The 23578-nt window shown below is 59.4% G+C and carries 43 protein-coding genes, 2 tRNA genes and 1 pseudogene; 20 read left to right on the top strand and 26 right to left on the bottom strand.

Annotated elements, in window-relative coordinates:
• Positions 1-3: 3 nt before the first annotated feature.
• Both terL and ACS4RS_RS20275 read right to left on the bottom strand, forming a co-directional pair.
• The gene (gene terL, locus ACS4RS_RS20270) at positions 4-1392 is read right to left on the bottom strand and encodes a phage terminase large subunit (protein WP_439009533.1); all 1389 of its coding nucleotides are present in this window, start codon (positions 1390-1392) and stop codon (positions 4-6) included.
• Positions 1379-1843 (bottom strand): DUF2280 domain-containing protein, encoded by a 465-nt coding sequence (locus tag ACS4RS_RS20275; protein ID WP_439009532.1) that lies wholly within the window; start codon positions 1841-1843, stop codon positions 1379-1381. Before ACS4RS_RS20275 ends, terL begins: the two co-directional genes overlap by 14 nt.
• Positions 1844-1882: 39 nt before the next feature.
• Between ACS4RS_RS20275 and ACS4RS_RS20280 the strand changes: the two genes are divergently transcribed.
• Entirely contained in the window at positions 1883-2131 is a 249-nt protein-coding gene (locus ACS4RS_RS20280; protein WP_439009531.1) for a hypothetical protein, read from the top strand.
• Here ACS4RS_RS20280 and ACS4RS_RS20285 read toward each other — a convergent pair.
• The 9 genes from ACS4RS_RS20285 to ACS4RS_RS20325 form a co-directional block, all read right to left on the bottom strand.
• Positions 2128-2736: a putative metallopeptidase gene (locus tag ACS4RS_RS20285; RefSeq protein ID WP_439009530.1), complete on the bottom strand. Its 609-nt coding sequence runs from the start codon at positions 2734-2736 to the stop codon at positions 2128-2130. The genes ACS4RS_RS20280 and ACS4RS_RS20285 overlap by 4 nt on opposite strands.
• Before the next feature lie 350 nt (positions 2737-3086).
• A tRNA-Met gene (locus ACS4RS_RS20290) sits at positions 3087-3164 on the bottom strand.
• Between the two features lie 235 nt (positions 3165-3399).
• Entirely contained in the window at positions 3400-4089 is a 690-nt protein-coding gene (locus ACS4RS_RS20295) for a transcription termination/antitermination NusG family protein (protein ID WP_439009529.1), read from the bottom strand.
• Between the two features lie 24 nt (positions 4090-4113).
• Complete coding sequence (locus ACS4RS_RS20300; RefSeq protein WP_439009528.1) at positions 4114-4578, bottom strand: hypothetical protein; 465 nt, start codon at positions 4576-4578, stop codon at positions 4114-4116.
• Positions 4578-4763, bottom strand: a complete 186-nt coding sequence (locus ACS4RS_RS20305) for a hypothetical protein (RefSeq protein ID WP_439009527.1) — start codon at positions 4761-4763, stop codon at positions 4578-4580. Before ACS4RS_RS20305 ends, ACS4RS_RS20300 begins: the two co-directional genes overlap by 1 nt.
• Positions 4735-5643, bottom strand: coding sequence for a hypothetical protein (locus ACS4RS_RS20310; RefSeq protein ID WP_439009526.1), 909 nt, complete (start codon positions 5641-5643; stop codon positions 4735-4737). The genes ACS4RS_RS20305 and ACS4RS_RS20310 overlap by 29 nt, the downstream gene beginning before the upstream one ends.
• Positions 5640-5810 carry a RusA family crossover junction endodeoxyribonuclease gene (locus ACS4RS_RS20315; protein ID WP_439009525.1) on the bottom strand — a complete coding sequence of 57 codons (171 nt, stop codon included), beginning with the start codon at positions 5808-5810 and terminating at the stop codon, positions 5640-5642. Before ACS4RS_RS20315 ends, ACS4RS_RS20310 begins: the two co-directional genes overlap by 4 nt.
• Positions 5747-6070, bottom strand: a complete 324-nt coding sequence (locus ACS4RS_RS20320) for a hypothetical protein (RefSeq protein ID WP_439011888.1) — start codon at positions 6068-6070, stop codon at positions 5747-5749. The genes ACS4RS_RS20315 and ACS4RS_RS20320 overlap by 64 nt, the downstream gene beginning before the upstream one ends.
• Positions 6067-6222, bottom strand: coding sequence for a hypothetical protein (locus ACS4RS_RS20325; protein WP_439009524.1), 156 nt, complete (start codon positions 6220-6222; stop codon positions 6067-6069). The genes ACS4RS_RS20320 and ACS4RS_RS20325 overlap by 4 nt, the downstream gene beginning before the upstream one ends.
• 128 nt (positions 6223-6350) lie before the next feature.
• Here ACS4RS_RS20325 and ACS4RS_RS20330 point away from each other — a divergent pair, with 128 nt between their 5' ends.
• Positions 6351-6650: a DUF982 domain-containing protein gene (locus tag ACS4RS_RS20330; RefSeq protein WP_439011798.1), complete on the top strand. Its 300-nt coding sequence runs from the start codon at positions 6351-6353 to the stop codon at positions 6648-6650.
• A gap of 98 nt (positions 6651-6748) precedes the next feature.
• Here the strand turns inward: ACS4RS_RS20330 and ACS4RS_RS20335 are convergent, their stop codons facing one another.
• The 9 genes and pseudogenes from ACS4RS_RS20335 to ACS4RS_RS20375 all read right to left on the bottom strand — a co-directional run bounded on the left by ACS4RS_RS20335 (position 6749) and on the right by ACS4RS_RS20375 (position 10889).
• Positions 6749-7393, bottom strand: coding sequence for a methyltransferase (locus ACS4RS_RS20335; protein WP_439009523.1), 645 nt, complete (start codon positions 7391-7393; stop codon positions 6749-6751).
• On the bottom strand, positions 7390-7590 hold the full coding sequence (locus tag ACS4RS_RS20340) for a hypothetical protein (protein ID WP_439009522.1): 201 nt from the start codon (positions 7588-7590) through the stop codon (positions 7390-7392). Before ACS4RS_RS20340 ends, ACS4RS_RS20335 begins: the two co-directional genes overlap by 4 nt.
• On the bottom strand, positions 7587-8321 hold the full coding sequence (locus ACS4RS_RS20345; protein WP_439009521.1) for a hypothetical protein: 735 nt from the start codon (positions 8319-8321) through the stop codon (positions 7587-7589). The genes ACS4RS_RS20340 and ACS4RS_RS20345 overlap by 4 nt, the downstream gene beginning before the upstream one ends.
• Positions 8322-8372: 51 nt before the next feature.
• A complete protein-coding gene (locus ACS4RS_RS20350; RefSeq protein ID WP_439009520.1) occupies positions 8373-8897 on the bottom strand; it encodes a hypothetical protein in 525 nt (174 codons plus the stop codon).
• A 217-nt stretch (positions 8898-9114) separates the two neighbouring features.
• The gene (locus ACS4RS_RS20355; RefSeq protein WP_439009519.1) at positions 9115-9273 is read right to left on the bottom strand and encodes a hypothetical protein; all 159 of its coding nucleotides are present in this window, start codon (positions 9271-9273) and stop codon (positions 9115-9117) included.
• A complete protein-coding gene (locus ACS4RS_RS20360; protein WP_439009518.1) occupies positions 9270-9446 on the bottom strand; it encodes a hypothetical protein in 177 nt (58 codons plus the stop codon). Before ACS4RS_RS20360 ends, ACS4RS_RS20355 begins: the two co-directional genes overlap by 4 nt.
• Positions 9443-9763, bottom strand: coding sequence for a hypothetical protein (locus tag ACS4RS_RS20365; RefSeq protein WP_439009517.1), 321 nt, complete (start codon positions 9761-9763; stop codon positions 9443-9445). Before ACS4RS_RS20365 ends, ACS4RS_RS20360 begins: the two co-directional genes overlap by 4 nt.
• Positions 9764-10410: 647 nt before the next feature.
• Positions 10411-10653: pseudogene (locus tag ACS4RS_RS20370) on the bottom strand (DUF2312 domain-containing protein); the annotation flags it as partial.
• The gene (locus ACS4RS_RS20375; protein WP_439009516.1) at positions 10650-10889 is read right to left on the bottom strand and encodes a hypothetical protein; all 240 of its coding nucleotides are present in this window, start codon (positions 10887-10889) and stop codon (positions 10650-10652) included. The pseudogene ACS4RS_RS20370 and the gene ACS4RS_RS20375, both read right to left, overlap by 4 nt.
• An 83-nt stretch (positions 10890-10972) precedes the next feature.
• On the opposite strand from ACS4RS_RS20375, the gene ACS4RS_RS20380 reads away from it, so the two are divergent.
• The gene (locus ACS4RS_RS20380) at positions 10973-11707 is read left to right on the top strand and encodes a peptidase S24 (protein WP_439009515.1); all 735 of its coding nucleotides are present in this window, start codon (positions 10973-10975) and stop codon (positions 11705-11707) included.
• On the opposite strand, the gene ACS4RS_RS20385 is transcribed toward ACS4RS_RS20380, so the two are convergent.
• From ACS4RS_RS20385 to ACS4RS_RS20395, 3 genes are all read right to left on the bottom strand, one after another.
• Positions 11708-12742, bottom strand: a complete 1035-nt coding sequence (locus ACS4RS_RS20385) for a P63C domain-containing protein (RefSeq protein ID WP_439009514.1) — start codon at positions 12740-12742, stop codon at positions 11708-11710.
• Between the two features lie 87 nt (positions 12743-12829).
• Positions 12830-13138: a hypothetical protein gene (locus ACS4RS_RS20390; RefSeq protein WP_439009513.1), complete on the bottom strand. Its 309-nt coding sequence runs from the start codon at positions 13136-13138 to the stop codon at positions 12830-12832.
• On the bottom strand, positions 13128-13364 hold the full coding sequence (locus tag ACS4RS_RS20395) for a hypothetical protein (RefSeq protein WP_439009512.1): 237 nt from the start codon (positions 13362-13364) through the stop codon (positions 13128-13130). Before ACS4RS_RS20395 ends, ACS4RS_RS20390 begins: the two co-directional genes overlap by 11 nt.
• 172 nt (positions 13365-13536) lie before the next feature.
• On the opposite strand from ACS4RS_RS20395, the gene ACS4RS_RS20400 reads away from it, so the two are divergent.
• The 16 genes from ACS4RS_RS20400 to ACS4RS_RS20475 all read left to right on the top strand — a co-directional run bounded on the left by ACS4RS_RS20400 (position 13537) and on the right by ACS4RS_RS20475 (position 21140).
• Positions 13537-13800 (top strand): hypothetical protein, encoded by a 264-nt coding sequence (locus ACS4RS_RS20400; protein ID WP_439009511.1) that lies wholly within the window; start codon positions 13537-13539, stop codon positions 13798-13800.
• The gene (locus ACS4RS_RS20405; protein ID WP_439009510.1) at positions 13793-14008 is read left to right on the top strand and encodes a hypothetical protein; all 216 of its coding nucleotides are present in this window, start codon (positions 13793-13795) and stop codon (positions 14006-14008) included. The genes ACS4RS_RS20400 and ACS4RS_RS20405 overlap by 8 nt, the downstream gene beginning before the upstream one ends.
• Positions 14005-14220: a hypothetical protein gene (locus ACS4RS_RS20410; RefSeq protein ID WP_439009509.1), complete on the top strand. Its 216-nt coding sequence runs from the start codon at positions 14005-14007 to the stop codon at positions 14218-14220. Before ACS4RS_RS20405 ends, ACS4RS_RS20410 begins: the two co-directional genes overlap by 4 nt.
• A complete protein-coding gene (locus ACS4RS_RS20415; RefSeq protein WP_439009508.1) occupies positions 14217-14435 on the top strand; it encodes a hypothetical protein in 219 nt (72 codons plus the stop codon). The genes ACS4RS_RS20410 and ACS4RS_RS20415 overlap by 4 nt, the downstream gene beginning before the upstream one ends.
• Positions 14423-15433: a hypothetical protein gene (locus tag ACS4RS_RS20420; protein ID WP_439009507.1), complete on the top strand. Its 1011-nt coding sequence runs from the start codon at positions 14423-14425 to the stop codon at positions 15431-15433. Before ACS4RS_RS20415 ends, ACS4RS_RS20420 begins: the two co-directional genes overlap by 13 nt.
• Positions 15433-15672, top strand: a complete 240-nt coding sequence (locus tag ACS4RS_RS20425) for a primosomal protein N' family DNA-binding protein (protein WP_449313802.1) — start codon at positions 15433-15435, stop codon at positions 15670-15672. The genes ACS4RS_RS20420 and ACS4RS_RS20425 overlap by 1 nt, the downstream gene beginning before the upstream one ends.
• A gap of 71 nt (positions 15673-15743) precedes the next feature.
• On the top strand, positions 15744-16640 hold the full coding sequence (locus tag ACS4RS_RS20430; protein ID WP_439009505.1) for a hypothetical protein: 897 nt from the start codon (positions 15744-15746) through the stop codon (positions 16638-16640).
• Position 16641: 1 nt separating this feature from the next.
• Complete coding sequence (locus ACS4RS_RS20435; RefSeq protein ID WP_439009504.1) at positions 16642-17052, top strand: recombination protein NinB; 411 nt, start codon at positions 16642-16644, stop codon at positions 17050-17052.
• Positions 17049-17282, top strand: coding sequence for a hypothetical protein (locus tag ACS4RS_RS20440; RefSeq protein ID WP_439009503.1), 234 nt, complete (start codon positions 17049-17051; stop codon positions 17280-17282). Before ACS4RS_RS20435 ends, ACS4RS_RS20440 begins: the two co-directional genes overlap by 4 nt.
• The gene (locus ACS4RS_RS20445) at positions 17279-17470 is read left to right on the top strand and encodes a hypothetical protein (protein ID WP_439009502.1); all 192 of its coding nucleotides are present in this window, start codon (positions 17279-17281) and stop codon (positions 17468-17470) included. The genes ACS4RS_RS20440 and ACS4RS_RS20445 overlap by 4 nt, the downstream gene beginning before the upstream one ends.
• On the top strand, positions 17467-18144 hold the full coding sequence (locus ACS4RS_RS20450) for a hypothetical protein (RefSeq protein ID WP_439009501.1): 678 nt from the start codon (positions 17467-17469) through the stop codon (positions 18142-18144). Before ACS4RS_RS20445 ends, ACS4RS_RS20450 begins: the two co-directional genes overlap by 4 nt.
• 4 nt (positions 18145-18148) lie before the next feature.
• Positions 18149-18559, top strand: coding sequence for a DUF7694 domain-containing protein (locus ACS4RS_RS20455; protein ID WP_439009500.1), 411 nt, complete (start codon positions 18149-18151; stop codon positions 18557-18559).
• Positions 18556-18996: an HNH endonuclease gene (locus tag ACS4RS_RS20460; RefSeq protein ID WP_439009499.1), complete on the top strand. Its 441-nt coding sequence runs from the start codon at positions 18556-18558 to the stop codon at positions 18994-18996. The genes ACS4RS_RS20455 and ACS4RS_RS20460 overlap by 4 nt, the downstream gene beginning before the upstream one ends.
• Positions 18980-19237, top strand: a complete 258-nt coding sequence (locus ACS4RS_RS20465) for a hypothetical protein (RefSeq protein ID WP_449313803.1) — start codon at positions 18980-18982, stop codon at positions 19235-19237. The genes ACS4RS_RS20460 and ACS4RS_RS20465 overlap by 17 nt, the downstream gene beginning before the upstream one ends.
• Positions 19237-20457 (top strand): hypothetical protein, encoded by a 1221-nt coding sequence (locus tag ACS4RS_RS20470; RefSeq protein ID WP_439009497.1) that lies wholly within the window; start codon positions 19237-19239, stop codon positions 20455-20457. Before ACS4RS_RS20465 ends, ACS4RS_RS20470 begins: the two co-directional genes overlap by 1 nt.
• 347 nt (positions 20458-20804) lie before the next feature.
• Positions 20805-21140, top strand: a complete 336-nt coding sequence (locus tag ACS4RS_RS20475) for a KTSC domain-containing protein (protein ID WP_449313804.1) — start codon at positions 20805-20807, stop codon at positions 21138-21140.
• Here ACS4RS_RS20475 and ACS4RS_RS20480 read toward each other — a convergent pair.
• Both ACS4RS_RS20480 and ACS4RS_RS20485 read right to left on the bottom strand, forming a co-directional pair.
• Positions 21137-21472 carry a hypothetical protein gene (locus tag ACS4RS_RS20480; RefSeq protein WP_439009495.1) on the bottom strand — a complete coding sequence of 112 codons (336 nt, stop codon included), beginning with the start codon at positions 21470-21472 and terminating at the stop codon, positions 21137-21139. The genes ACS4RS_RS20475 and ACS4RS_RS20480 overlap by 4 nt on opposite strands.
• A gap of 93 nt (positions 21473-21565) precedes the next feature.
• A complete protein-coding gene (locus ACS4RS_RS20485; RefSeq protein WP_439009494.1) occupies positions 21566-21883 on the bottom strand; it encodes a hypothetical protein in 318 nt (105 codons plus the stop codon).
• 117 nt (positions 21884-22000) lie between these two features.
• Between ACS4RS_RS20485 and ACS4RS_RS20490 the strand changes: the two genes are divergently transcribed.
• A tRNA-Asn gene (locus tag ACS4RS_RS20490) sits at positions 22001-22075 on the top strand.
• A gap of 443 nt (positions 22076-22518) precedes the next feature.
• On the opposite strand, the gene ACS4RS_RS20495 is transcribed toward ACS4RS_RS20490, so the two are convergent.
• Positions 22519-23402, bottom strand: a protein-coding gene (locus tag ACS4RS_RS20495; RefSeq protein ID WP_439011797.1) for an IS630 family transposase whose coding sequence is annotated in 2 segments (ribosomal slippage) — positions 22519-23117 and positions 23117-23402 — 885 coding nt in all. Because the reading frame shifts where the segments join, the coding sequence is not laid out codon by codon here.
• Positions 23403-23578 lie beyond the last annotated feature (176 nt).

The following is a 23578-nucleotide window of genomic DNA, read 5'->3' on the forward strand; positions in this document are numbered from 1 at the left end:
TCCTCAGATGTTCGAAAGCGTGTAGGTGGACGCGCTCAGAAGCGCGTTGAAGGCGCGGCTCGTGCTGTCGGCGTCGTCGTCATGCTTCGCTTCAGGGAAGCTTTCCAGCGAGTTGAACCACTCGTTATTCCAAGACCCCCGAAGGACCAGGACGTTGCCCGCTTCCGCCTGAGCAGAAAACGGACTGAAGCGCGTGATCTTGTCGCCGGATTCAGGCGTTGCACGCACATTGAAGCCCGACAGCATCTTGGTCAGGTTGGTGACCTGAGATTTGCCCGCCTGCCCCGGATCCTGAGGCAAGGATATCTGCGTCTCGCGTCCGTCTGCTTCCGCCGTGTTCTTGATCAGGCGCTCGACGCCAGCTGGCGACTGGAACACTGAAACGTGATGCCCAACGATATACCGACCGTCTGGCAGCTTACCGATCTTCGTTCCCGCTGTGGCGTCCGGATCGCTTCCTTCAGTCTTCGGTGTCGATGCCAAGTCCCAGCCGCGCATCCAGCGGACACCAGCAGGGACAGCGTCGACGACCTCGCACCAGCCACGCTGAAAGAGCAAGCCGGCAGCTGGCCGGATCTTCCAGTTGCCGCCGAGGAGGCGCTCGCGCTCGACCGTCGGCTGCGCCATCAGGTTGGCGAGGTAGCCAGGATCGGCCGCCATCAGCATCGCGTTGTCGCTGAGCTTGGCCGGAATGAACGTGACCGACTTTGGCGGGATAGGCTCGCCTGTCAGTGGATTGACGTGGTGCGCAAGCTCCTGAGGGCTGTCGCCCCATATGATCGTGTCGCCGATGCGGATGAACCAGCGAAGAACGCCGGCGCGCTCCTGAATGGCAAACCCGGTCTCCGGATCAATCCACCAGGATATGAATTCGGCAACCCAGCTATCGGCGTCCGGATTGCACGTTGCCCTCACATAAGGCCGAACCCCACACATGGAGCGGTTTCGGCTGAGCATGTACCAGAACTGCTTCGCGCTGAAATGCGTCAGCTCGTCGAAGCAGATGAGCGGGATCTGTGACCCCTGCCAGTTATAGATCGTCTTCTCGTGCTCAAGGTGAGCGAACGAGACGCCTGCCCCCGACGGGAAGGTCCAGCTCAAGTCCGGCGCCGATCGCGGTGACGCGCTCAGGTGCGGGTAGAGCTTCTCACTTTCGTCCCAGAGCCCGCCCTCGTTTCTGACCTGTGTCAGGTTGCGGCGGAAGAACACCGCGCCGAAGGCTGGGTTGCTCACATGGCGCAGCGGCTCCATGAGCAAAGCCCAGGTCTTCCCACCGCCCGCCGCGCCGCCGTAGATCGCGATATCTGCCGGGGACGAGAGGAATGTGGTCTGCGGTCCCGCTTGCGGCCGGATGATTGTCTGGGCTGCCGCGCCCGTCTCAACTCCTGCCATTGTCGGGCAACTGGAAGATCGTCACCGGCGAGACTGGCACCGGGAGGTCTTTCCCATCCTTCCCAGTCAGCTCGCGCCGGTTGGTATAGCTGCCGCCGACTTCTTCCGCCGCCTGCTTGAGCAGCGATGATGCCAGCACCATGTTGCCCTGGTTCTCTGCCTTGTCGGCCATGCGCTGTAGAGCGCGGAGACGGACGGCGCGGTGGCTGATGGCGATCGTGGCCGTGTCTTCGAGGAACGTCTTGCGGGTTTCCTCGAAGAGCACTCTCCATTTGGGAGCCAGGCCAGAAGCTGCCTTCTTGTTTGGATCGTGGCTCTCCACCAATTGGCGGCTTACCTCGACGGCGAACTCCTTCTTGACTGCGGAGGCGACTATCGACGGGCTGTCAAAACACGCCAGCGCCTGCACGATGTAGGTTTTCACCTCATCCGTTAGCTTTGCTTTAGCCATTAGTGCGTCAAATTCCGGTCAAACGTTAGGAGGTGCCTTTTGTCTGCAATATTCGTGCAAGCCGTGGCTGATTTCGGCGTCTTCTCTGGCACCCGAGAAAACCGGCACTTGTCGCAACGCGAAAAGCTGGAAGAGGCTATTCTCAACATGGCTACAGCTCTTGGCGAAAGCCAAGTCGAAAGGGCCTCATCCCAATCAGGGATGATCTATCGCGTTCGACCTGATAGTTTTCAGAGCGCATCGAACACTATCGTCTCGCTTTCAAGGCGACTGATGCAAAAGAGTTAAGCGACACGCAACAGGCATGTCCCACATACGTGGCCGATACGGGCCGGGGATACTTCTGGCGGACGGTTGGCCGCATCGACGAGCGCGCGGACATTTGCAGCGTCTGCCCCATAGCGACGGACAACACCGACGAACTCTTCCACGTCGTGCCCCCTCATCCCGAAGGCAGGAGAACCATCGCGCCGGAACTTGGGAGCCCCGAAGGGATCACGCTCTTGTCCGGCATGATAGAGCTCATGCTCGACGAGGGCACAGAATTCTGCATCTGAGCATACCGCGGCATAATGGGCATCGAAGGTCAGCAGGAAGTGAGGGGCATCGCCGAACCACTGGTGAAGCTGAAGTTCGACCCGCGAGCGCGACCACTTATTGGCTGGCGGCAAACCCATCTCGCATTGACCGATGATGCGGCGGCCGGCTCTGCCGTTGGGGACATTGGTCCACAAGGCGCCGATCGAGGCGAAGCGGAGATGAGCGTGATCCTCGTTTACGAGATCGGCGTTCTCATCGATGAAGGATGACCGAGCCCATTCGACCAGGTCGTGGGCAGGCTCGAACCGGATGCCGGTGTCTTCGAGCATGTCTTCAGGAGGAGTTGGGCGCATCAGAGCGTTCTTGCCTTTCGCAAACTCATGCGCGAACTTCTCACGGCGAGCGGAGGGTCATGCGTTGGCCGTAACGATGCAATTGAAGGAACATGTGCCGTGAAAAAATATGACGAAGATGAGCTCGAGGTACACATAGACCCGCGGGGCCACAATAAGTGGAAATGGATGGTCTGCGAGAAAAACTCGAAACCGATCAAATCCGGCGAGGTGGTCGGTGCCCGAGCCAAGGCGGTCAAGGAGGCCCACGATTTCATGCATAGCCTCATCCGATAGTCTGGAGCTCCCTCGCACCTCGATTGCCGGAAACGGTATGAAGGTAAGCCGGATGGGCGCCGGCGCTGGTGAACTGGTTGCGGAGGGAGGATTCGAACCTCCGGCCTCCAGCTTATGAGGCTGGCGAGCTACCGGGCTGCTCTACTCCGACAGACGGAAATTGGAACATTCCTCGGGCATTTGCAGTTCGGATGACCACAAACAGGGAGGAATCTATGGCAGACGACAAGAAGAACGCGCTGGCCGGGAAATTGAAGACTTGAGCGGAAAATTCCAGGCAGCGTTCTTTTTGAGCGATTGGCGGTGATGACCAATCCGGGGCCCGGCGAGTATTCCCTCTCAGAGAGGTCCGCGATCAGAACAGCCCAAATCACCTTGGGCCCACTATTACGCAACACGGTCTATGGTTTCAAGGCCCTCGTATGCGTCCAGCTGCTCCAATTGATGTAGCATCTCCATAACTGTGCTCTGCATCTCGGGCTTCATGCCCTTAATCGCGATGAGGGCCTGGTCCTTGAGGTTGATGCGGTTGCCCCTGCCCTTCGGGAGTATCTTCCTGAGGTTTCCGCGCAGCTGCATCGCCTGGCTGGCGGTCTCCTTCTGGATTCGGGTGATGCGTTCGCGGCGGAACTCTTGCCGGCGGCTGAGTTCTTCGGCTGCGATCACGGAAAGGTCGTCACCGCTGAACCGGATCGGGCCGAACTCTGATCGGAGGAAGCAGACCACGCCGTCGACGTCGCGAACCTGCTCGAAATTCATGTTTTCGAGATTGACGAAGGCATAGCCGACCAGCAGCGGCAGGCGGCGCTGGATGACCTTTCGGGTCCGATGGTGAATGCTCTCGTACCAAAAGGCCGGCATGTAGACGCTGATGCCCTCATTGCGGAGATTGCGTTCGATGATGCTTTCTCCCACGCGATGGATCGGCGCGCCCTCGACATGGCGGGCCATCCGCTGGGTGCCGGGCGCGGCGCGGATCGCATACCAGTCGTTGCCGACCAGCCGCCGGCGCCGGCGAGTGATCATTTCCCGAAACTCAGCGTCCTTGTCTCGAATCTGCTCTTCCGCCATCGTCATTCCCTCTCGTGAGCCGCCGCTCGGCTATCGAATGCAGCTCTGGATCGCCTGCGCTGCAGCCGCTGCCTTTTTCGGATTGTGGTATCCGCACTGGAGCCGCCGCGTGTATGCGCATGCGTCGCACATCGGCTCGCTGCTTCCCGGATTATTGCCGGAGACACAGGCCTTTATGTACCTGGCCTTGCGGGTTTCGTATGAACCACAGACACAGCGAACGACCCACTTCTGGCCATTGCCGGTGATCTCAGCTGCGACACCCATCACCATCAGCCGGCCGAGCCTCGCGGCCGTAAGATCGACATAGTCGGGCCTCGACAGCTCGTTGTCGGTCGGGCGCCGGACGGCGAGCGGGTCGGCGGAGTGGATCTTGGTGGCATGGCTCGACGACCATTCGAAATGCTCTCCTTTGCCCGCCACCCGGCCGGCCACCTTGTCGCCAGGGTAAAGCGGTGAAACGGCATACATGTCGACGCGAGCTAAACGGGTCATCAGATCGCCGCTCCATCGATGAAGGCAACGCGGGGAAGCGTGACCTCGGCGCCGGAGAACGTGACGCGGATCACCCGATCGGCGTGCTGGATCCGCTGCTCCGGCGTTGCGTGTTCCGGAAGCGATACCCTCGCCGCCTGGCGAGCGGGGAACCTGTCACGATGCTTGCCGGCCATGGTGATCACGTTGTTCTTCCTCGCGCCAAACCGTTCCCCGATTTCGCGCGCCGATATACCGTCGGCCCAAAGCTGTGCCGCTTTGGAGATGTTGTCCTCTGTCCAGATAAAACTCGTCATCGGAAACTCCTTTCGGATCGTTTTTTTCTGCTGCGAGGTAGTCCTCGCGGGATTGGAAATTCTGCAGGTGAGAAAGGCTGCCGGTCCGCGGCGGCTTATCGGGCGGCTTCGCGGGCTGGTCTTTCCACCGATCGTCAGAGAGCCACTTCACCGGCGAGCACCACTGGCGATCGTCGGCCTTGGCCGCATAGGTTCGAACCCCGGCCAGGATCTCATCGACGCTGGTGCGCTTGACTGCTTGGGAGAAAGCTTTCTCCGCCGACGGCCTGCCGGTCTTGTTCGGGTAGGCATCCCAAAATCTTTCGAAATCAGGATCGATCGCCGGCGCGCGCGCGTCTTCCGAACGAAGTGAGGAATCTAGATCTGTTTCTGTATCTGTCTCTTGGGCCGTCACAGCACCGTCACGTGACGTCACTCCACCGTCACGTGACGTTTTGAGACGTTCACGGTAACGCTTTTGCCGGTCTTTTGATTGATCACTTTCAAATTGGCGGTCGCTCCATCGCATCACAGCGCTGTCAGAAATGCGACCCAAAGCACCGAGGGCAGTGAGAATATCGCCAATGTCGCCTTCATCAACTCGAAGAAAGTAAGCTGCCTCGCCGGCATCGAAATCAAACCGTCCACCATCATTGACCTCACTGGCACTTTCGAGAAGTGCACCCCACACCCAAACAACGCGCTCCACTGGCTGCTTTGAACGGATCGCCGCGCTGACGAGCTTCTCGTCGCGCATCATGCCGGCGTAGTGTCGGAACCAGCGGCTCATGCGCATACCTCCACGTCAACGACGACGGCATTGCCTTGCAGATCATCAACCCACCGAGCGGTGACACACTGCGCTAGGCTGTCGTCAGCGACGACGCCGGCCTTCACCAATGCGTCCGAGATCGGTTTGATGATGTTGTCAATGTCGCGGGCTCGCTTGAGCGCCAATGGCGCTGCGCGACGATCGATAGGAGGTACGGGCCTTCGATCTTACCGACAGCTTGGGATGCGATTTCGGCGACCGCAGCCTTCCGCCAGTCCGAATAACCGTCGCTCTTGACGCTGATGACCTTGCCTTCCTTGATGAAGCTCTTGCGGAGCCCGTTCGCAGATGGCGGCATATTGGTAATCAGGATGCGGGCTGATGAGACGACCTTCGGCTCGACGAACCCCTCTCGGTACTGCTTGGCTGACATTCGCTCGATCATGCTCGCCTCCGGCCACGCTGGACGCGCTGCTGATGCCGCCGCTCCATCGCATCGTTGATGAGGCGATCAGCTTCCGGCGGCGTGATGCCGAGTTCTTCGGCAATGCGCTCGACGTCAGGACCGTGGACGGCGTAGGCTTCCAGGAAGGTCATGCTTGGGCCTCCCGAGAAAATTTCGCTCGGTTGGTATTGAAACGGAAAAATTGAGAAAATACATTCTCCGCCGGCGCTGTGCTGCGGCGCCATCCTTGTTGATCACCAACGTTTTCAGTGAGGTAGCAATGAACGCGAACTTCAAACGCCCCGTCTATTTGAAGGAACGGGAAGGCCTGATTTGTGAGATATTCTCTCTGGCGGATGCCATCGATTTTCTCGAAAATTGGCCGGAAAAAGACCGGGACCTCATCCATGAGGCAACCCTCAAGACCTGCTACTTGGCCCATGATGGACACAAGCCGCTGGAAGTAGCTCGCGACGCCATTCGCGCATTCGGGAATAAGAAGGGTATCTTGATGAAGCAGCCCGCGATTCAGCCCTGGATGATCAAGACGCCAAGCGGCGGTGGCAGCGTGTCGCCGTAAGACAGCCGGGAGCGATGGGAGGCCGTTTATGCGGCCTCTCTGATCATAGCCATTGAGGAATGAAAGACGATGGTTTTGGTTGAATTGGCTGATGCCTGTCATGCAGCCACCTCGCTATAAGCTGCATAGTCGCCAGGCCGCTCAAGCCTCTTGCGGCACGGCGGTATCCAAACCAGCTTCGACGTGGTCACGCCCGTGAGCCAGACAAGCCAGCAATAAGATGTCGCCGTTGATCCGGTCGCCGTAAGTCGGCCTTTGACCATCGGCACGCGCTCGGAAAATTGGGCGACGATCGACGGCGGGTTCTTGCTGAAAAGGTTCTCGTAACGGCCGACGCCCTCAAGAAAGGAGGTGCGGACGATCATGGCAACGCCTTCGGTCGCGATCTCACGCGCCCTGGCGATGAACTGCTCAGCCAGACGAAACGGAGGGTTTGAGATGATCCAGTCCGGGGTCTCCGACAGCGGCATCACCGGGAACAGAAAGTCATGCTGGAACGAACCAGGCGTTCCATAGTCGTGGATATCGGAGGCCCACACGGCGCCGAAAAATTCCAGCAACGGCTCCGACATATGGCCCCGGTTGCACGTCGGCTCCCATGCCGTCTTGTTCCTGAGATAGCACCCCGCGAGCACATGCTCGCATAGCGCCCGTGTTGCCCACGGCTGCGTCGGGAAATCGTCGAGGCTGTCGTGCGGCTCGCTGCGCTGCTGCATCACGGCCGAGGAAGTGTTCTGGCTCATGCCGCCTGCCCTCTCCGCTCGAGCGCCTTCACATACGCTGCCTTGATCTCCTCAAAGCGGGCGATATCGTATTCTTTGTTCTCGATCTCGTGGTCAGGACGGGGCTTCTTCGAGCCCTTGCCGTGATCATCTAGCCAGGTCATGGCGGAGGCGATGCGGCGATCGAGCCATGCGATCATTTCTGATGGTTCGGTCATGCGGCCTCCAACTGAAACTGCTCGAAGGCATAGCCACCCCACTGATCGGCCATCGCCGACGCCATGCCGGGAAAGAAGCGGCTGCGCTCTTTGCCGCGATCGGCACTGGGCGACATGCGCCAGACCCGGTTCCAAGTCTTCCAGTCGTCGCTATCCTTCACCGGTTCGCGAAGGCGATCGGTTTCCTGGAGAGATGGAAGATTTTTGAGGTACCAGCCTGTCCCCTTGTATTCCGGATGTCCGAACCAGAAAGGCTGGACGATCTGCGGGCGAGGAAGATCCTTAGGCATCCTGGCTTTGGCGAGATCGTGCATTTCCGGATTTTCGATGGCCACACGGTCGATCGGCGCCCGCCAACACGAGATGAAGAGGTCAACTCCGTCTTCGAACTCTGCCTTCATGCTTTCCCAAGTCCGACCATTCGGAAGTTTCTTCGGTGGCGTCATGTTCCCGGGACCAGACAGCCATCGGCGACCGGAACGGCAAAGCCGCGTGCATGGAGGGTGGGCTACGATGAGAAGATCCCATCCGTCAGCTAGGAAGTCGCGGACGTCACCGCGGATATGCCGGTTGCTTCCATTTTCTGCAGGCAGCAAGTCGCATGACCACGCATCATGCCCGCGATCGAGGAAGGCATTGCGCACCGTCCCGGTGAACTCGCAGCCCACAAGGACACGAAGCGATCGGGTGGCGCTGGTCCTCGGAAAGATGAGTGGAAGCGAGGGCTGCATCAATAATCTTCCCTCAGCTCGGGGCAAACCCATTCCGCGAGGCCAGCGGCCTTATCTCGAAGCCACATCGCCAGAGCGTGCCGCCGATCGAAGCTGAGCCATCTGACGAAGACGCTCGGTTTTGTTTTTGTATTCGGCATGGGCGTCCCTCGCGTTCCTTAGTGCTTCCGCCGTCTCGTAGAGCTCCACCATCTGGAAGTGCTTCACGATCCGGCTCTCGTTGTTCCACCATCCCCGCAGGCGGCGTTCAGTCCATTGGTTTTCAGGGTCTTCACGATGAGGGAAGCGTGCCCGCAGCTCTCTGCAGGCAGTGCGGAACATGTCGCCGATGTGGCGCCTCGCTCCTATCTCCTCAATCAAAGAATTTGCTAAAGCTACGTCTGACATCTGCTTACTCGCGCCCTGTTTTAGCTTTCCCGAATCTTCGGGAATTTTTCCCAATTCCATCTGTTTCTCCTGTGCGATCTTTGCCTCGTTCCAAGGAGACTTCCGATGCGCAGGACCGATATTGAAAACGACAAAGGAGAAAGCCTTGCCGGGCGTTCGCCCTTTGTCGCCGGCCCGCCGTCTGGGCATGCCGTTCTTCCATTCCGCAAAGCCGACACTTCCGCCGCGTCCGGCTTTGCTGCAGGTGGCGATCCGCCGTCGCCACCTGCTAATTTTGAGCCCCTCGGCCAGGCTGTGAGCGCAGTCGTTTTGCGCATCCGAAACAGCCGGCTGAGGTTGAAGGTTACTGGCCCCGGCCGGGAGGATGACCGGGACCAGTTGTGACGGGTCGGTGGGGGTTAGCCCGTCAGTTCGTGTTCGCCGGATAGCTCCTCCTGTAGGTGCGCGCCTCTTCTTCACGTCTAATGCCGCCGGACAGGCGCGCAGCCGATAGGGCGAAGATCGCGCAGAAGAAGAAGGCGCCTATGATCAGCGCGGCGCCGAGATGGCCGAGAAAAATGCTCATGCTGCGCTCCTGAAGTTGGATTCCGCCTCTTTGAGATTTCGCCCCGATGCAGATTTCCCGGTCTCGGCATCGACGATGATGACCGTGCCGTCCTCGGTGTAGGTGATGGAGCGATACCGCCTTGCTTGAATGTCTTTCAGAGCAGACACGATCTTGTGGAAGGCTGCTGTCATGGACGCGCCTCCAAAAACTCATGCTTGGTGATCATGAACGGCTGCATGCCGTTGGCGACGAGAACACGGTCGATCTCGCGGATGGCCTGGACGCGCGTGAGGCGCTTCGGCCCGCCCTTCGATCCGATTTTATGGACGACGTAGAACTGGCGGACCGTCTTCAGCTCGTATCCGAAGCCCTTGAAAACATCCCTCAGGTAGATCCAGTCGCTGGTAAAACCGCGACCAAATTTGCGGACCTCGCCGCCGTTTGCCGTGAAGTCGATCATCATCGATGTCAGTTCGGCGCGGGATCGAATGTGCGGAGCCGTGATCATGCTGCCACCTCGGCTTCCTTCGCTGCCCGAAGGCACGAATGGCAATGATTGCTGCCATAGCCGCCGCAATGTTCGCCGGGGTTCCGGCAGTGAGGTCGGAGGGGTTTGTGGGCAGGAGCAGGTTTGGCGAGAGCCCCTGCCCTCTGTGCGGCTTCACTCTGCGCGTTTACATGACCGCCTCCTGCGTTGGCGCCGACGCTGCCGGTAGTGGCCAAAAAGGCCTGTGGACTTACGCTGTCGAGGCTGGGGGCTTCGGCTTCACCTTGAGAGGCCGGAGCAATGGAGACGGACGACGACGGTTCAACGTCAACGACGTTCGCCAGTCCGGCCTTGCCGTTCACTGCAGCGATTGCGTCGTCATCCGGTTCGTTGAGGGAGGCGGCAGCGTCGACGAGCTGGTGGCCCGGTACCGAGTCTTCGCTCTCGACGGACGAAATAACGTCGCCGACCTCCCTGCCCTCAGCACGTATGTCTGCCGAAGGAGTCTCTTCCGCCACTTCGCGGGCAATCATGATATCGACGGCGGCGATCAGCGCCTTGCGACCGGTTTCGGTCTGCATGCCGGTGACAATTGTCTGGGCGAGCTTGGGGTCGATGATCTCGCCTGTCTCGGGATGATGAGGCTCTTCGAAGAGATCATGCTGAGCAATCATGCCGAGGGCGTGGAGATAGGTGTCGAGCACCGCCTCCTCCTCCATGCGCTGCTGCTCGTCCTTCTTCCGGAGAGCGACGACGCGCTTCATGATGACTGTGTCGAAGCCCATGCCCTTGGCCTCGCCATAGACATCCTTGATGTCGTCGGCGATTGTTTTCTTTTCCTCTTCGAGACGCTCGATGCGCTCAATGAAGGCGCGGAGTTGGTCGCGGGCTACGCCGTGTGCGTCGGTCATGCTGAGACGGCCTTCCTGGATGAGGTGTGGCGGGTGGCGAGCCACTTCCAATCAATGCCCCTGACGTTCTTCCGGCTTGCCGCGGCGATGACGCCGTTCCAGTGGCGCGGCGATATGCTTTCGCGCAGCCTCATCTGGCGCGCCGCCTCGTATCCGCAGCCGACATCAGCTGCGAATTCGCCTATGGTTTCCCACTCATCAAAAAGGGCTGATATGGAAGAAGGTGTTTTGCTCATGGCGATCATCGTACAAAAGGTACGAGACGTTGACAATACCAAATCGTACACATTGCACGATAAATTTCGGCCATAATGTACGAATGGAATTACCGAAAGACAGATTGAAGCGCGCGCGCGAGGCGGCTGGGTTTCAAACCCCCACGGATGCGGCGAATGCATTTCCGCGTGACATCAACAAGAACACGCTGATCAGCAACGAGAACGGCAATCGCGCGATCTCGAAGAAGGCGGCCGAAAAATATGGCGAACTTTTCGGCGTGAAGGCCGGATGGATCCTCTTTGGCGACAGTTCGGAAGAAGGGGCCGCGCCTGTCGTCAGCGAGTTGACACTGAACCGGCTGGGAATGGTTGCCGGCCGGGTCGCCGGCATTGTCGAGGCTGGCACCTTTCGCGAGGTCGACGAGTTCGATCAGTCGGACCCGGTCGAGGTCATGCTTCCGCGGGATGAGAAATTTCCGAACGCTCGCCAGCTAGTCTTTGACTGCAGCGGCGACAGCATGAACGACCTGCGCCCTCGCCCGATCTTTCCCGGCGATCGACTCGTCTGCCTCTCATACGAGGATATCGAGCACCAGGTCGAGCTGAGGTCTGGAATGGTGGTAGTCGTCGAGCGCACCCGGGATGGTGGACACTTCCGTGAATGGTCGGTCAAGCAGCTGGAGCTTTTCCCCGATCGCGCGGAGTTTCATCCGCGGTCGACGAACTGGAAGCACAAGCCAATTGTCATCCAGCGCGATCACGAGGCAGATGACGGCGTGAACGTGCAGGTCATTGCACTCGTGCGGCGCGTAATGAATGAGATGCCCGGCTTTTAGCTAGATGCCCTTGCCATCGTCAGGTAGTTGGGGGCCGAAATCCATGAGCATAGTGTCGTCATATCGCGGATGGACCCTGTCAAGGCTCGCCTTGAACCCTTGATAATCGTCGCTCAACTTCATCACCGTGGTTACAGATGCCAGGTGCTCCCTCAGTTTGGGGTGTCCCATGTCGGGTGTCAGCTTCCTGTGCATTTGATGTTTTCTTCGGCCAGAGGGAGATTTGGGCGTGTTGCGATCGAGCTCCTCCCGCACGCCTGGCGCCAACCTTTTATAGATAATGTCATTCGTGATGTGGCCAAAATACTGGGGCCTTTTGACGTTATCTTTCCGATAGTCCAACCCGCGAAGCCGGAAGAGATGCTCGTAAAACTCATCTGGGAAAGTGTGGACCCACGGCTGCAGTTCCCTGGCAATGAACTTCTCGAGGATCTCAGCGAGAGCATTTCGTTTACGAAAGTCCTGAAAGCCGGTCGCTTCGTCTACCAGGGCTTCGATACCAACGCGCGCCAGTCCCCTGAAAATAATTTCGCACTGCTGAGCAATTGCTAGCTGCTGCTTTTGGAGGACACCATCCGCCCGCGCCGCCAGTACAGCCTCGCATAGCTCTACGAGAATTTCCGCCTCATAACCGGCCGCTCTTGAGCCCGTAGGCGTGATAAACGAAATAGGGTTTCGGATTCGCTCCTGTAAGCCACTGGAAATGTAAGGCTTTATGCGCTCTCTATTAGCAAAAAGCTCAAAACGGTTCATACCCCTCACCATACTACCGCCACGCGCCATATTCATGGCCGTCAGCATGCCTCCGGTGGTCAAAACTCGACGCTCATCTTCTAAAACATAGCAAGGGATCTCGCTGCCCCCGATCCGCAGCGGGCGACTGTCATCCCCATAGACTGCTTTTGCCATTGTGGTGCGCGTCGGATCTGCTTTAGCCCAACGCGCCTTGGCGCCCTCGCTGGCAACGCGCCTTCTTGCCTCCGGGCTCATTTTAATAAGGCGAGCCTTACCAGCTTTGCTATGAGAATCAGTCATTGTCACCTCACATGCTAACGGTTCGATAGCATAAGGAAACGCGAAACCATCGCCTCTGTCAACATGCTATCATGTCGATAGCATCCGTTATGCCGCGAAATGTTTCATCCCCTGCTTTTCGAAGTCTCTGCATGCTTCGGCGATCTCTTGAACAAACCACCGCTTCGGCGGCGTGCACATGTAACTCTTCCCATCGTCTCCGTGGAAATTCATGACGGGCAGGACAGCAAATTCCTCTTCGTCGCCGACTGGGGCGAATGGCCCGACCTTGAAGCGGTACCCTGGAAACCGATTGCCCAGGTAATTCTCGAACTGCTCCTTAGCCGCCGCGACTGCCGCGCGCTGCTCGAACGGCGGGACAATGATGAATTCCAAAACTTCTCGTTCAGTAGTCATACGCATTACCTCCTGTGATACCGACCAGCCGGCCGATCACGCTTCCGCACGGCTGGCATCGGAATGGGATTTTTTCCAGATAGACGCTTTCGATCAGCTCTTCGGCGTCTCGCGGAACTTCGTCACCAATTGGCATCTGCACCACCCTTTCGCTGTCTCTCATACAGTTCTCGCACCTGATGTAGAGCGTGAACCACGCCGACGATTTCAATGCTGCCAAGCCCATTCCGTTCTCCTTTCGTTCTCATGAAAGCAGATGCTGGGTTGAGAGTCGATTCGATTCTCGCCGTGCGCAAAAGTTTTCGGTGTCCATCAATCGTACAAAATGTACTTGACGTTTCATCGTACATAACGTACGTTTAATCCATCAACGAAACGCCACGGCGACGAGGATGGAAATGCAGCACATTCGCAACATCGAGACGGACCAGAGCAAGCGCGACGCTCGCTGGAATGCGGTCCGCACCCTCGCCGACTGTGACGCCTACATGGCGGCCGACGCCCAGCGCTCCGGCGCCTTGGGCTTCGAAAACATGAACGCCCTCAGGAACACCATCAAAGGCCCGTCCTTCATGCGCGGCTACCGGTCCCAGATCGAAGGCCACTACCGCTACGCCCGCCAGATCATGAAAATCACCGACGAGGATCAGCTCTATGCGTAACGTCCCCTCCTACCAGGACGCGCTGCGCGCGTTGAACCGGGCGGCCTACGCTGCCGCCAGCGCCTGCAAGAGCGAGCCCGAAAAGAACAAGCTCAAGCAGATCTGCTTCGAGACCGACGTGCTCGTCGACGCGCTTCCGAGCCGCCTCGACGCCGATCTCCGCGGCGAGCCTCCTGCTCTTCAGTCTGCTGGGGCTCGCCTCTCATGAAGAGCCGGATCACGTTTGAAGTCGATCGCAACGAGCTTTTCGACATGCTGCACAAGATGAATGGCGATTTTTCCTCGCTCGGCGTCCGCTTGGTCGAGCAACTGCTGCAGCAGGAGACCAGCCTGTTCGATGCCCTCGGCATGGGCGTCTATGGCGTTCAGGTCGTCGGTCGTAGCACGATCGAGGCTGTGGCCGAAGGCGGCGCGGCATGACCGACATCTCCGCCCGCATCGCCGACCTGCAGCAGCGCGAAGCTGAGGCGCGCACCGAGCGCGCCCGCCTCATAGGCGCCCTCAACAAGACCATCACCCTCATCCTCACCGTGGCCGCCGTCGGCGTCCTCACCGTCATCGCTATCGCGCCGACCGAGCAGAAGCTCAGGGAACGCGCCGCCGTCAATCAGGAGCAATTATCATGGCAGAAGTGAACGCTTGGCTTTGGTGGCAGAATGCCCTCGAGGGCAATATCGGCCCCATCCACGACGGCGACCCGCAGCAGGGCTACTACCGCACCCGCTTCAAGGACAAGCCGTGGGAGCCGGTCGCGATCTGGTTCGAGGATGGCAAGTGGCACGCAATGCGCGGCGATCACCAGGTCGATGCATCTGACATCTGGACGTGGTGCTGCCGCAACCCGATCACCTACGAAGCCTATAACAAGGCAATCGAGGGTGCCGGCTGGGATGACGAACCGGAGGCGCCTGCCATCGGCCACAACCTGCCGACCGATCCGTTCGAAGCCCTACAGGTCGAGTTTGCCGCGGAGCGCGAGCAGGCCGAGGCCTTCATGAAGAAGCCGATCACGACGCAGGCCGAAGCCGACCGCGCCGCGATCTGGTCGAAGCGCCTGTCGACGATCGCCAAGAAGGCCACCGATCTGCATAAAGTCGAGAAGCAGCCTCACCTCGACGCCGGCCGCAACGTCGACAACAAATGGCGCGACCTCAAGGAGGAGCCCGACGCGCTGAGCAAAAAGCTCAAGCGCCACATGGATGCCTTCCTGCAGGAGGAGGCGCGCAAGGAACGCGAGCGCCAGGCCGCCGCCCGGGCCGAAGCCGACCGCATTCAGCGCGAAGCCGATGCCGCACGCGTTGCGGCCGAGAAGGCCGCAGCGAAGAACGACAACGACGCTGCTTCGATCGCCGCGCAGAATAACGCAATCGCCGAGGCTGAGCGGCTTGCTCAGCAGGCAGCGCAGGCCGAGCGGGATGCCCAGGCGCGCAACGCTTCAGCTGGCCGGACCGGCGCGAAAGTCTCGCTCCGCACCTTCGTCTTTGCCGAGATCACCGATTTCGACGCCCTGCTTCTGGCGCTGAGAGACCGCGTTGAAATCAAGGAAGTCGTCGAGACCCTTGCCAACCGTGCCGCACGCTCCGGCGTCGAGCTGGCCGGCATGGCGATCCGTTCTGAGCAGAGGGCAGCCTGATGATCGAAGCAACTCCGCTCCTCGTCGCCGCCGTCAAGTTCAAGTGGCAGAAGGACGAGAAGACCTACGATTATTTCGTCCCAGCGGAACTGACCGTCAACGTCGGCGACAAGGTTGTCGTCGCGACCGCTCGCGGCGAAACCACCGTCGAAGTCATGGCGATCAAGCCCAGATCCGAGATGGCGCAGAAGAAGATCCTGCGCATCATCGAGCGGGAAGCCGAAGGAGAAAAGGTATGAACAGCCATGTCCCAACCCTCTCCGGCGGCGGCAACGTCCTCGCCATCGTGCCTCAGACCTTCGAGGAGACGATGCGCATCGGTCGCGCTGTGGTGGCGTCCGGGCTCGCCCCGGCAGCGCTCATCGGCAAGCTCGAAGGCGAACCAGCAGCGGCGGCAGTCGCCGTTGCGATCATGTCCGGCGCCGAGCTTGGCCTCAAGCCCATGGTCAGCCTCCGCAGCTTCACCGTCATCAACGGCCGACCGGCCCTTTACGGCGACGGGCTTATCAATGTCGTGCGCATGTCCGGCAAGGTCGCGTATCTCCGAACCGGATGCGAAGAGCGCAACGGCAAGATGATCGGCTACTGCGAGGCCAAGCGGCTCGACACCGGCGAAGAAAAGCGCGTCGAGTTCTCCCAGGGCGACGCCGAGCGGGCTGGCCTGTGGCAGACCAAGCCCATCGTCATCAAGTGGAACAAGTGGGACAAGAAGAACGAGGAAAAGCCGAACGACAGCCCGTGGTACCGCTTCCCGCAGCGCATGCTTGCCTGGCGCGCGGCCGGCTATTGCCTGCGCGAGCTGTTTGGCGATGTGCTGGGCGGGATCCGTGACGAGTTCGAGGTGCGGGAGATCGCCGACGCCGAGGAGATGCGCGACATCACGCCTATGGCTGAATCGGTCGAGAGCAAGCCGACCCCACCGAAGCCCCCTAAGCCGCCCGCTCCGCCCTCAGTCGGAAAGACGATCGACGCCGATCCGGTGACGGAAAAGCAGGACGGCGGGAGCGAGTTCGTCCTCGGCGATTTCCTCGACGAGATCGAAACGACATTGGCCGGCGCGAAGGACGAGGCCGACGTCGAAGAGATCTGGAACGACTTCGACGCGCCGGCTGTGCTCGAAACCGAAGGTCACGTCGACATGATCGACGCCGCATTCGCGATCAAAACGCGGCGTCTCGCGCAGCTGTCGAGCCTAAACGGTGGCTGACATGAGCAGAGCGCTTCTTGTCCTGGCAAACGAACACTTCCGTCAAAAGGCGATCGACTGGATTCAGCGTGCGCCGGTCGACACGCGTGTTGAGTTCAAGGGACCGAAGCGCACCCTACCCCAGAACGATCGCATGTGGGCGATGCTGACTGATCTGTCGGTTAAGCTCGCCTGGTACGGAAAGCGCATGACGCCTGACGACTGGAAGCTCGTCATGCTCGACGCCCTGCACCGGGAAACCCACGAGCAGCTCCGGATCGTCCCGAACACTGAGGGGACCGGCTTCGTCAATCTCAGCACGTCTTCATCTGACCTCTCGAAGGACGAGATGACGGCGCTCATCGAAATCATCTTCGCCTTCGGCGCGCAGCACGACGTCGAATGGTCGGAACCTAGAGGAAAAGCGGCATGAACCGCGACCTCGCCCATATCCACATCATCCCGACCTACCGCGGCGGCGATCCGGCCCCGACCGGCTATCTCAAATGGCACGAATGGGCACGCGTCCAGCTGCGCGCCGGCCTTCGCCAGTCGAAGTGCCCGAAGTGCGGCCGCTACAAGTTCCCGCAGGAGGTTAGCGGCGAGCACGTTCGCGGCGGACTGATCTACAACGAGTGCTTCATGAAAGGCGGTGACGCATGAGCAACGCCCTGTATGGAAAGTGCCCCTCCTGCTCTCAGGTCTTCCTCGTCGCCAAGCTGCCGATGCCATTGGATAAGGCGGCGAAGCTCATGAAGCGAGCCGCGTGCCCCGCCTGCGGCGAAACCAAGGGCATCAAGCTTCCGACTGCCGATGAGGTTCGGTCATTTGAAACGGCAGGTGCAGCATGATGGCCCTCAAAGCATATGCCGTCCTTGAGAAGGACGAATACACCGGCGACATCTACTTCGCGAAGCACTCCATCGCAGCCGCTAAGGCTGGTGCCAACGAGTATGGAGATGGCGAGCTATCCTATATCCAGTGCCGCCGTGCGCCATGGGCCGACATGTTCGTCGGGAAAGGCGTCCCGGCAAGGGTTGCGGTTGAGCACGGCTGGCGCTTCGAGTGCCATGGATGCCGCATCATTATCGACCAGGACCTTGAAGACGAGCATCGGTTGCCTGTCTCTGGCGTCGTGGGATCAATGCACGGCGCTGTCTATTGCTGCGCCCGCTGCAAGTGGCGGCGGATCAAGAGCGAAGCTCGACGCGTGCGCGAAGAGGCAGCAGCGATCGAGGATTTCGAAGCGATCGTCCGCGCCAGGTTCCCCAACGCGGATTTTGCCGACGAGGAATCCAAGTTTAGAGGCCACCACGCCTATGTGACGCGAACCGACCGATCGGGTTTCTGGCATCGCAGCCAAGTCATCGTCGCCTTCCGCTTCCCCGGAATGAAGATCGGCCCCGCGCACTTTCGCCTCGAAGATTATCACCGGATCGGTCCGCCGATCGCTGGCTACACCTGCTGCAACGGCGACCGCGAGGCCTTCGAGGCCTATGCCGCGCGGCCACTCGGAAGGCGGTGAACTGATGTCCAACCGTCAGCAACGCCGCGCCGCCCGCTCTTTCGAACGCAAAGGCCTGAAAGGTGATTGGGGCCTCTGGCGCATCACCGACCTGCCCGACGGCATCCCGGGCGGGAACGGATGGTGCAAGCAGGTCCGCACCGCTTACGCCAACAACCTTTATGTCGTCCTCTTTCGTCCGTTCCGGGACGAGCGGGGCGACGAGGTAATTCACCTCGCCATCCGGACCGCCTCCCAACTTGAGCCGCCGTGGCGCGACATGCAGCGCATCAAGAACGAAATCTGCGGGGAGGAAGCGACGGCCGTCCAGGTGATGCCGCCGGCATGCGAGCTCGTCGACGAGGCCGACATGTATCACATGTGGGTGGTGTCCGGCCGCCTCCCCTTCACCTTGGCGTATCGGAGAGCATCATGAGCCGCACCGAATTCACCCGCGAAACCCGTCGTGAAGCCCTGAAGCGATCCGGCCTAAAATGTGAGGCCTCCGGCCCACGGTACGGGCTCGCTGAGGGGCAACGCTGCAACTGCTCGCTCTCTTTGGGTGTCCAGTACGATCACGACGTGCCGGACCAGCTCGGCGGCGATAACAGCCTCGAGAACTGCCGCGCCATCTGCGTCCAATGTCACAAGATCAAGACGCGGGGCGATATCCGGCAGATCCGAAAGTCCGATCGGCAGCGCGATAAGCGCTCCGGCGTCATCCGGCCGGCGGGCAAGATAAAGTCGCCCGGCTTCCCCAGATCTTCGAAGTCAGCCAGCAGGATCGAGAAGCCGCCGCTTCCTGCCAGACCGCTGTTCAAACCGGCAAAGGATACGGCGCCTGTGGAAAAGCCCTGTGGAGATCGGGCATAATATGGCGCGCTCTGCTGAAATACCCATCGGTTGCTGGCCTGCTGTCCTCAGAGACGAGCATGCGGCCGCCTATGTCGATGAAAGGACCGTCGAGGCCTTCCTGAGCCGCGTCGGAACGATCTGGCCTAAGCCGTTCATCGAAACCGGAACCGGCAAGGGCAAATTCAGAGCGTGGCGGAAGATCGACCTGGACAAGGCTATTGGCGCAAACGTCGAAAGCGCAAACCTGGAAGCGTGGTGATGATCCCGGTCGCCATGCCGCAATACACGTCCTTCAAGAAGCTCGCGAGCGGCGCCACGGGGTATTACTGGACATGCCCGACGCTCTACCGGAAAGCCGGCTGCCCGTACCTAAGTGCCGCGCTCGGCACCAACCTATCGGAGAAAGAGCTATACGAGGCCGCTGGCGTGTGGAACGCTCGGCTTGAGGAATGGCGCCGGGATAACGGAAACGCTCGCCTTGAGCCAGATATGAGCCGCTACGGCACCGTCGAGTGGCTGGTGAACGCCTACCTCAAGCACAGCTCTTTCCTCGAGCGCGTCGCCGAGTTCAGCCGGCCCGACTACAAGCGGGTTCTGGATCGTGTTTGCGATACCAAGTTGGAGAAGGGCCGCGTTGGCGATGCGAAGGTCGCCAACATCGCCGTCAGCACGGCAGAAAAGATCTATGAGGCCTTCGGCGGCACCCGCATGGGCGAGAAGGTCGTCACCTATTGCAAGGCCATGTGGAAGCGCATGAAGCCGCATCATCCCGAGTTATTCAGAACCGACACGCCAAATCCGTGGGAAGGCGTGACGCTCAAGCGCCGCGTGAAGAGCAAGAAGGGCCATGTTGACCGGGAAACGGTCTATGCCTTCGCCAACGGCGCTATCGAGCATGGCAGGGGAGAGTTGGCGGCGGCCGCGGTTCTAGCCTTCGAATGGCTTATGCGCCCCTCGTCGATCGGCGCCGGCTATGCGCCGTGGACCGGCTATCGCGCTTCCGACCACCCCGACAAGATCAGGCTGAAGCACCGAAAGAACGACGAACTTGCATTGCACCCGCTCGAATACCTCGACGAGGAAAGCAGCGAACTGGTGAAGCTCTATGAGGAAGCCGAACAGGTTCTTGCCCAGACGCCGCGCTACGGCACCTCGATCGTCTGCAAGAAGAACGGGCAGCTATTCGGGGATGGAACATTTCTCGCGCACGAGGTCCGAGAGATGGCGGACAAACTCGAGATATGTGGCTTCAGCCTGGACAAATGCAGGCACGGCGGAATGACAGAACTGGAGGAGAGCGGCCTTACCGAGGGGCAGGGTCGAGTGCTGTCTAAACACAAGACTGCGGCGGCCTATCGTGGCTATGCGAAGGAGACGGAAAAGCGCGTCTTGGAAGCCACGAAAAAGCGCTTCGGCCATTCTGAACAGCCAAAAAATCTGAGCAAAAACAATGTGCGAAAAATCAAGGAAAACGGCTGAATGACCGGCGCTTATTCAGAACGGCCGTTGATTTTGCTGCGTTTGCTGGGGATTTGCAGTCCTCTGCGTCACCACTCCGCCACGAGGCCTCACAAGCTCGTTATCTGAGCCGTGGCGAGCGTTTAGAATGATCGTAAGGAAATCGCAAGAGGGCATTTCGGAAAAACGCCATTCTGCGGCTGCCGAAAAGTCCATTTTCCCGTGTCCGGCCAGCATGAGCGCAGGCTCGAATTTCCCTCATCGTAGCGATGCCCCTTCCCGGCAGTGATCGCATTTGAAACAAATTGTTAGCTTGACGATCGTCCTGCGGGCCTCATATTGGCCCCGGGAGGGCGATAGGAGCTGCAATGGATTGGGCTGCCCTCAAATCGAAGCACGTGCATGCGGCCTATGATGCCGACAGCCGCGATCTTCATGTAAAATTTCCGGGTTCTCCACCGGTGAAACATGCGGACATTCCGCCGCATGTCTACCAGAACCTGCTGGAAACGAGTGATCCACACTTCTACTACAATTATTATATCGCGCCTTCCCGCGTCCCACAGAGCAGCCGACATAGGGTCTCCCTTTCCTACGCGCTGAAACTCGTCCTCCTCCTTGCCGTCAGCAGCCTGCTGATGGTGACCAGCCTCGATCAGGGTTCCAACGGCGTTTTCGAGGAAAGCGAACTCAGGTCCAACTAAATTAGATTTGCCTGGGCGATGCACCCGGCGGCGATAGGGCCGGTGGCTACATGGTTGGTCAGGCCGTCGAAATTGTCGCTTCTGTTCTGGTTGCGGGAGCGGCGATGGTTTCGGTCGCGGTCGTTATCGTCGTCACGCTCGTTGCGGCCGTTGAAATTGCGGTAATTGCGAGGCCCCTTATAGCTGCCGCCCTGGCCGTGCTCGACTACGCAACCTTCGGGACGGCGGCAGACGCCGCGAGCGTCAAAACCCTGGCTGTCCACGGCCTGGGCCCCAGCGGGAACGCCTGAGAGAATCGTCACCGCTGACAGGGCGATAACTGATACCTTCATGTCCTCACCTGGACCATTTTGACGCGTTTTCGCATTTTACAATCCGTATACCACTGAGGCGAAAATCCATTCATTGTTTCGCCACCGCTCCTCTCAGCCAGCCGAGGTCCGACGCCTGTGCCACCAGACGGCCAGCCGCCGTCGAAGCCTGCGCGCGACAGGCAGATCGTGAGAGAGCACAATGAAACCGAGCGGCAACATCCAGAAGCCCAGTATCGGCAGGAAGCCCAGGAACCCGCATAGAATGAGAGCGACGCCGATCGCTATCCGCGCGATGCGGGAGCGCGGCATGCCGATGCTGAAGGAGCCGAGCATGAGCCTGCCGCTTGCATGATCGATGCCAAAGCGCCCTGCCCGCTTCCTGGGCCTTTCGCCGGCCCTCGTCTCTTTGCGCTCATTCCCGTTCGTCATTCCCCAGAGATGGGCACAGACAACTCAAATACAAGTTCATTTCATTTTTTTGAAAAAACTGCTTGGCAAATCGGGCAAGCATTTGTATTAGCCCACTCACACCGCGCCAAGCAGTGATCCCTGGTAGCTCAGCGGTAGAGCATTCGACTGTTAATCGACAGGTCGCCGGTTCGAATCCGGCCCGGGGAGCCATTTTCAAGCAATCGCCTGTTTCGTTGATGAATCCGAAGACAGGCGATTTCTTCTGAGTTTTAGCCCTAAATCAGCACTCCCTAATCCTTGCGAAAATTCACAAGGCGCATAAATTCGATCTATCGGATAGCCTTTGCTGGTGACCACGGATGTACTGGCACCGTGCTGATGCAATCAAAGAAGGGTCGGTGCGAGCATTCGCGCCGACCCTTCTTTTTTTGAAGTGAACTTAAGACGCTCCGCAATTGCATCCGACAGCTACCAAGTCCAGGTTAGATAGCGCTAGGTATGGTAATAGGCTGTCGGGGCAAATCTCAGCAGTTGGGCGCAGTCTCTTTGAAATTGGTCGGCCATGAACTCGCAGGCACCCCATGCTGATCAATGTTTTTCGGAGGGCAAGATGACAAAGCGCGTAAGTATTATCTGTCTAGAGCAAATCCTGTTCAATCTGGTTCATATCCAGCGGCCTTAAAGTAGTTTGCACACACTGCGGCAGTGAAGCGAGGCATCAAGGCCCCGACCGCGTCCCATAGAGCGTCGACCTTTCGCTCGGCTCGGCCTCGCAGCATGGCTTTCAGCTTCGAGAATGCGTTCTCGATCGGATTAAAGTCTGGGCTGTAGGGTGGAAGGAACATCAGCCTGGCGCCGGCACGTTCGATGACATCGCGGACACCGGCTGTTTTGTGCGCAGGCAAATTATCCATGATAACCACGTCGCCGACTTCCAGGGTGGGAAGCAGCACCTGTTCAACATAAGCAAGGAAGACGTTCCCGTTCATCGCGCCATCGTAGACGAATGGTGCGGTCATTCCGCTGAGGCGCAACGCTCCGGTAAACGTCGTCGTTTTCCAATGGCCGTGCGGCACGCCAGCGCGGCAACGCTCACCTCGTAATGCCCGCCCGCGCAGACGGGACATCTTGGTCGATAGGCCGGTTTCGTCGATGAAAATCAGTTTCTCCGGATCGAGGTCCAATTGGCCATCGAACCAGTCACGCCGGCGCTTCAGGACGTCCGGTCGATCTTGCTCCAGTGCGTGTGCGGTCTTTTTTTAAAGGTCCACCCACGGCCTCGCAGCCAAGCCCCCAGCGCGCTGCGACTGATCTTCACCTGCCGCTCGACGAACAAGCGCCCAACCATCTCATCGAGTGTCACATCCTTACGATCGTCGATCAATGCGACAACGAATTCCTCATGGGCATCCATGGCCGATGGTCGTCGCCAGCCCTGTGGTCGAGGCGTTAACTCACCCTCTTGCGCTCTCGCGATCCAGCGGATCGCTGTCGAAATCCCAACGCCGAAACGAGCCGCAGCCTGTCGAGCCGACATGCCCGACGCAGACGCCTTCAATACCCGTATCCGCAGATCATTGCTGAATCAGCTTCGACCCGCGCCGTCACCTCACAATCGATTCATCGATCGCAGCACGTGCTCTAGTAGGCTTCATCCTTTGTTTGCTTGGCGTATTTTCGTTAGGAATTTTTACCGGAGGCGCGGAACATATG

Source organism: Rhizobium sp. F40D2, from assembly GCF_051810745.2.
GTDB lineage: Bacteria > Pseudomonadota > Alphaproteobacteria > Rhizobiales > Rhizobiaceae > Rhizobium.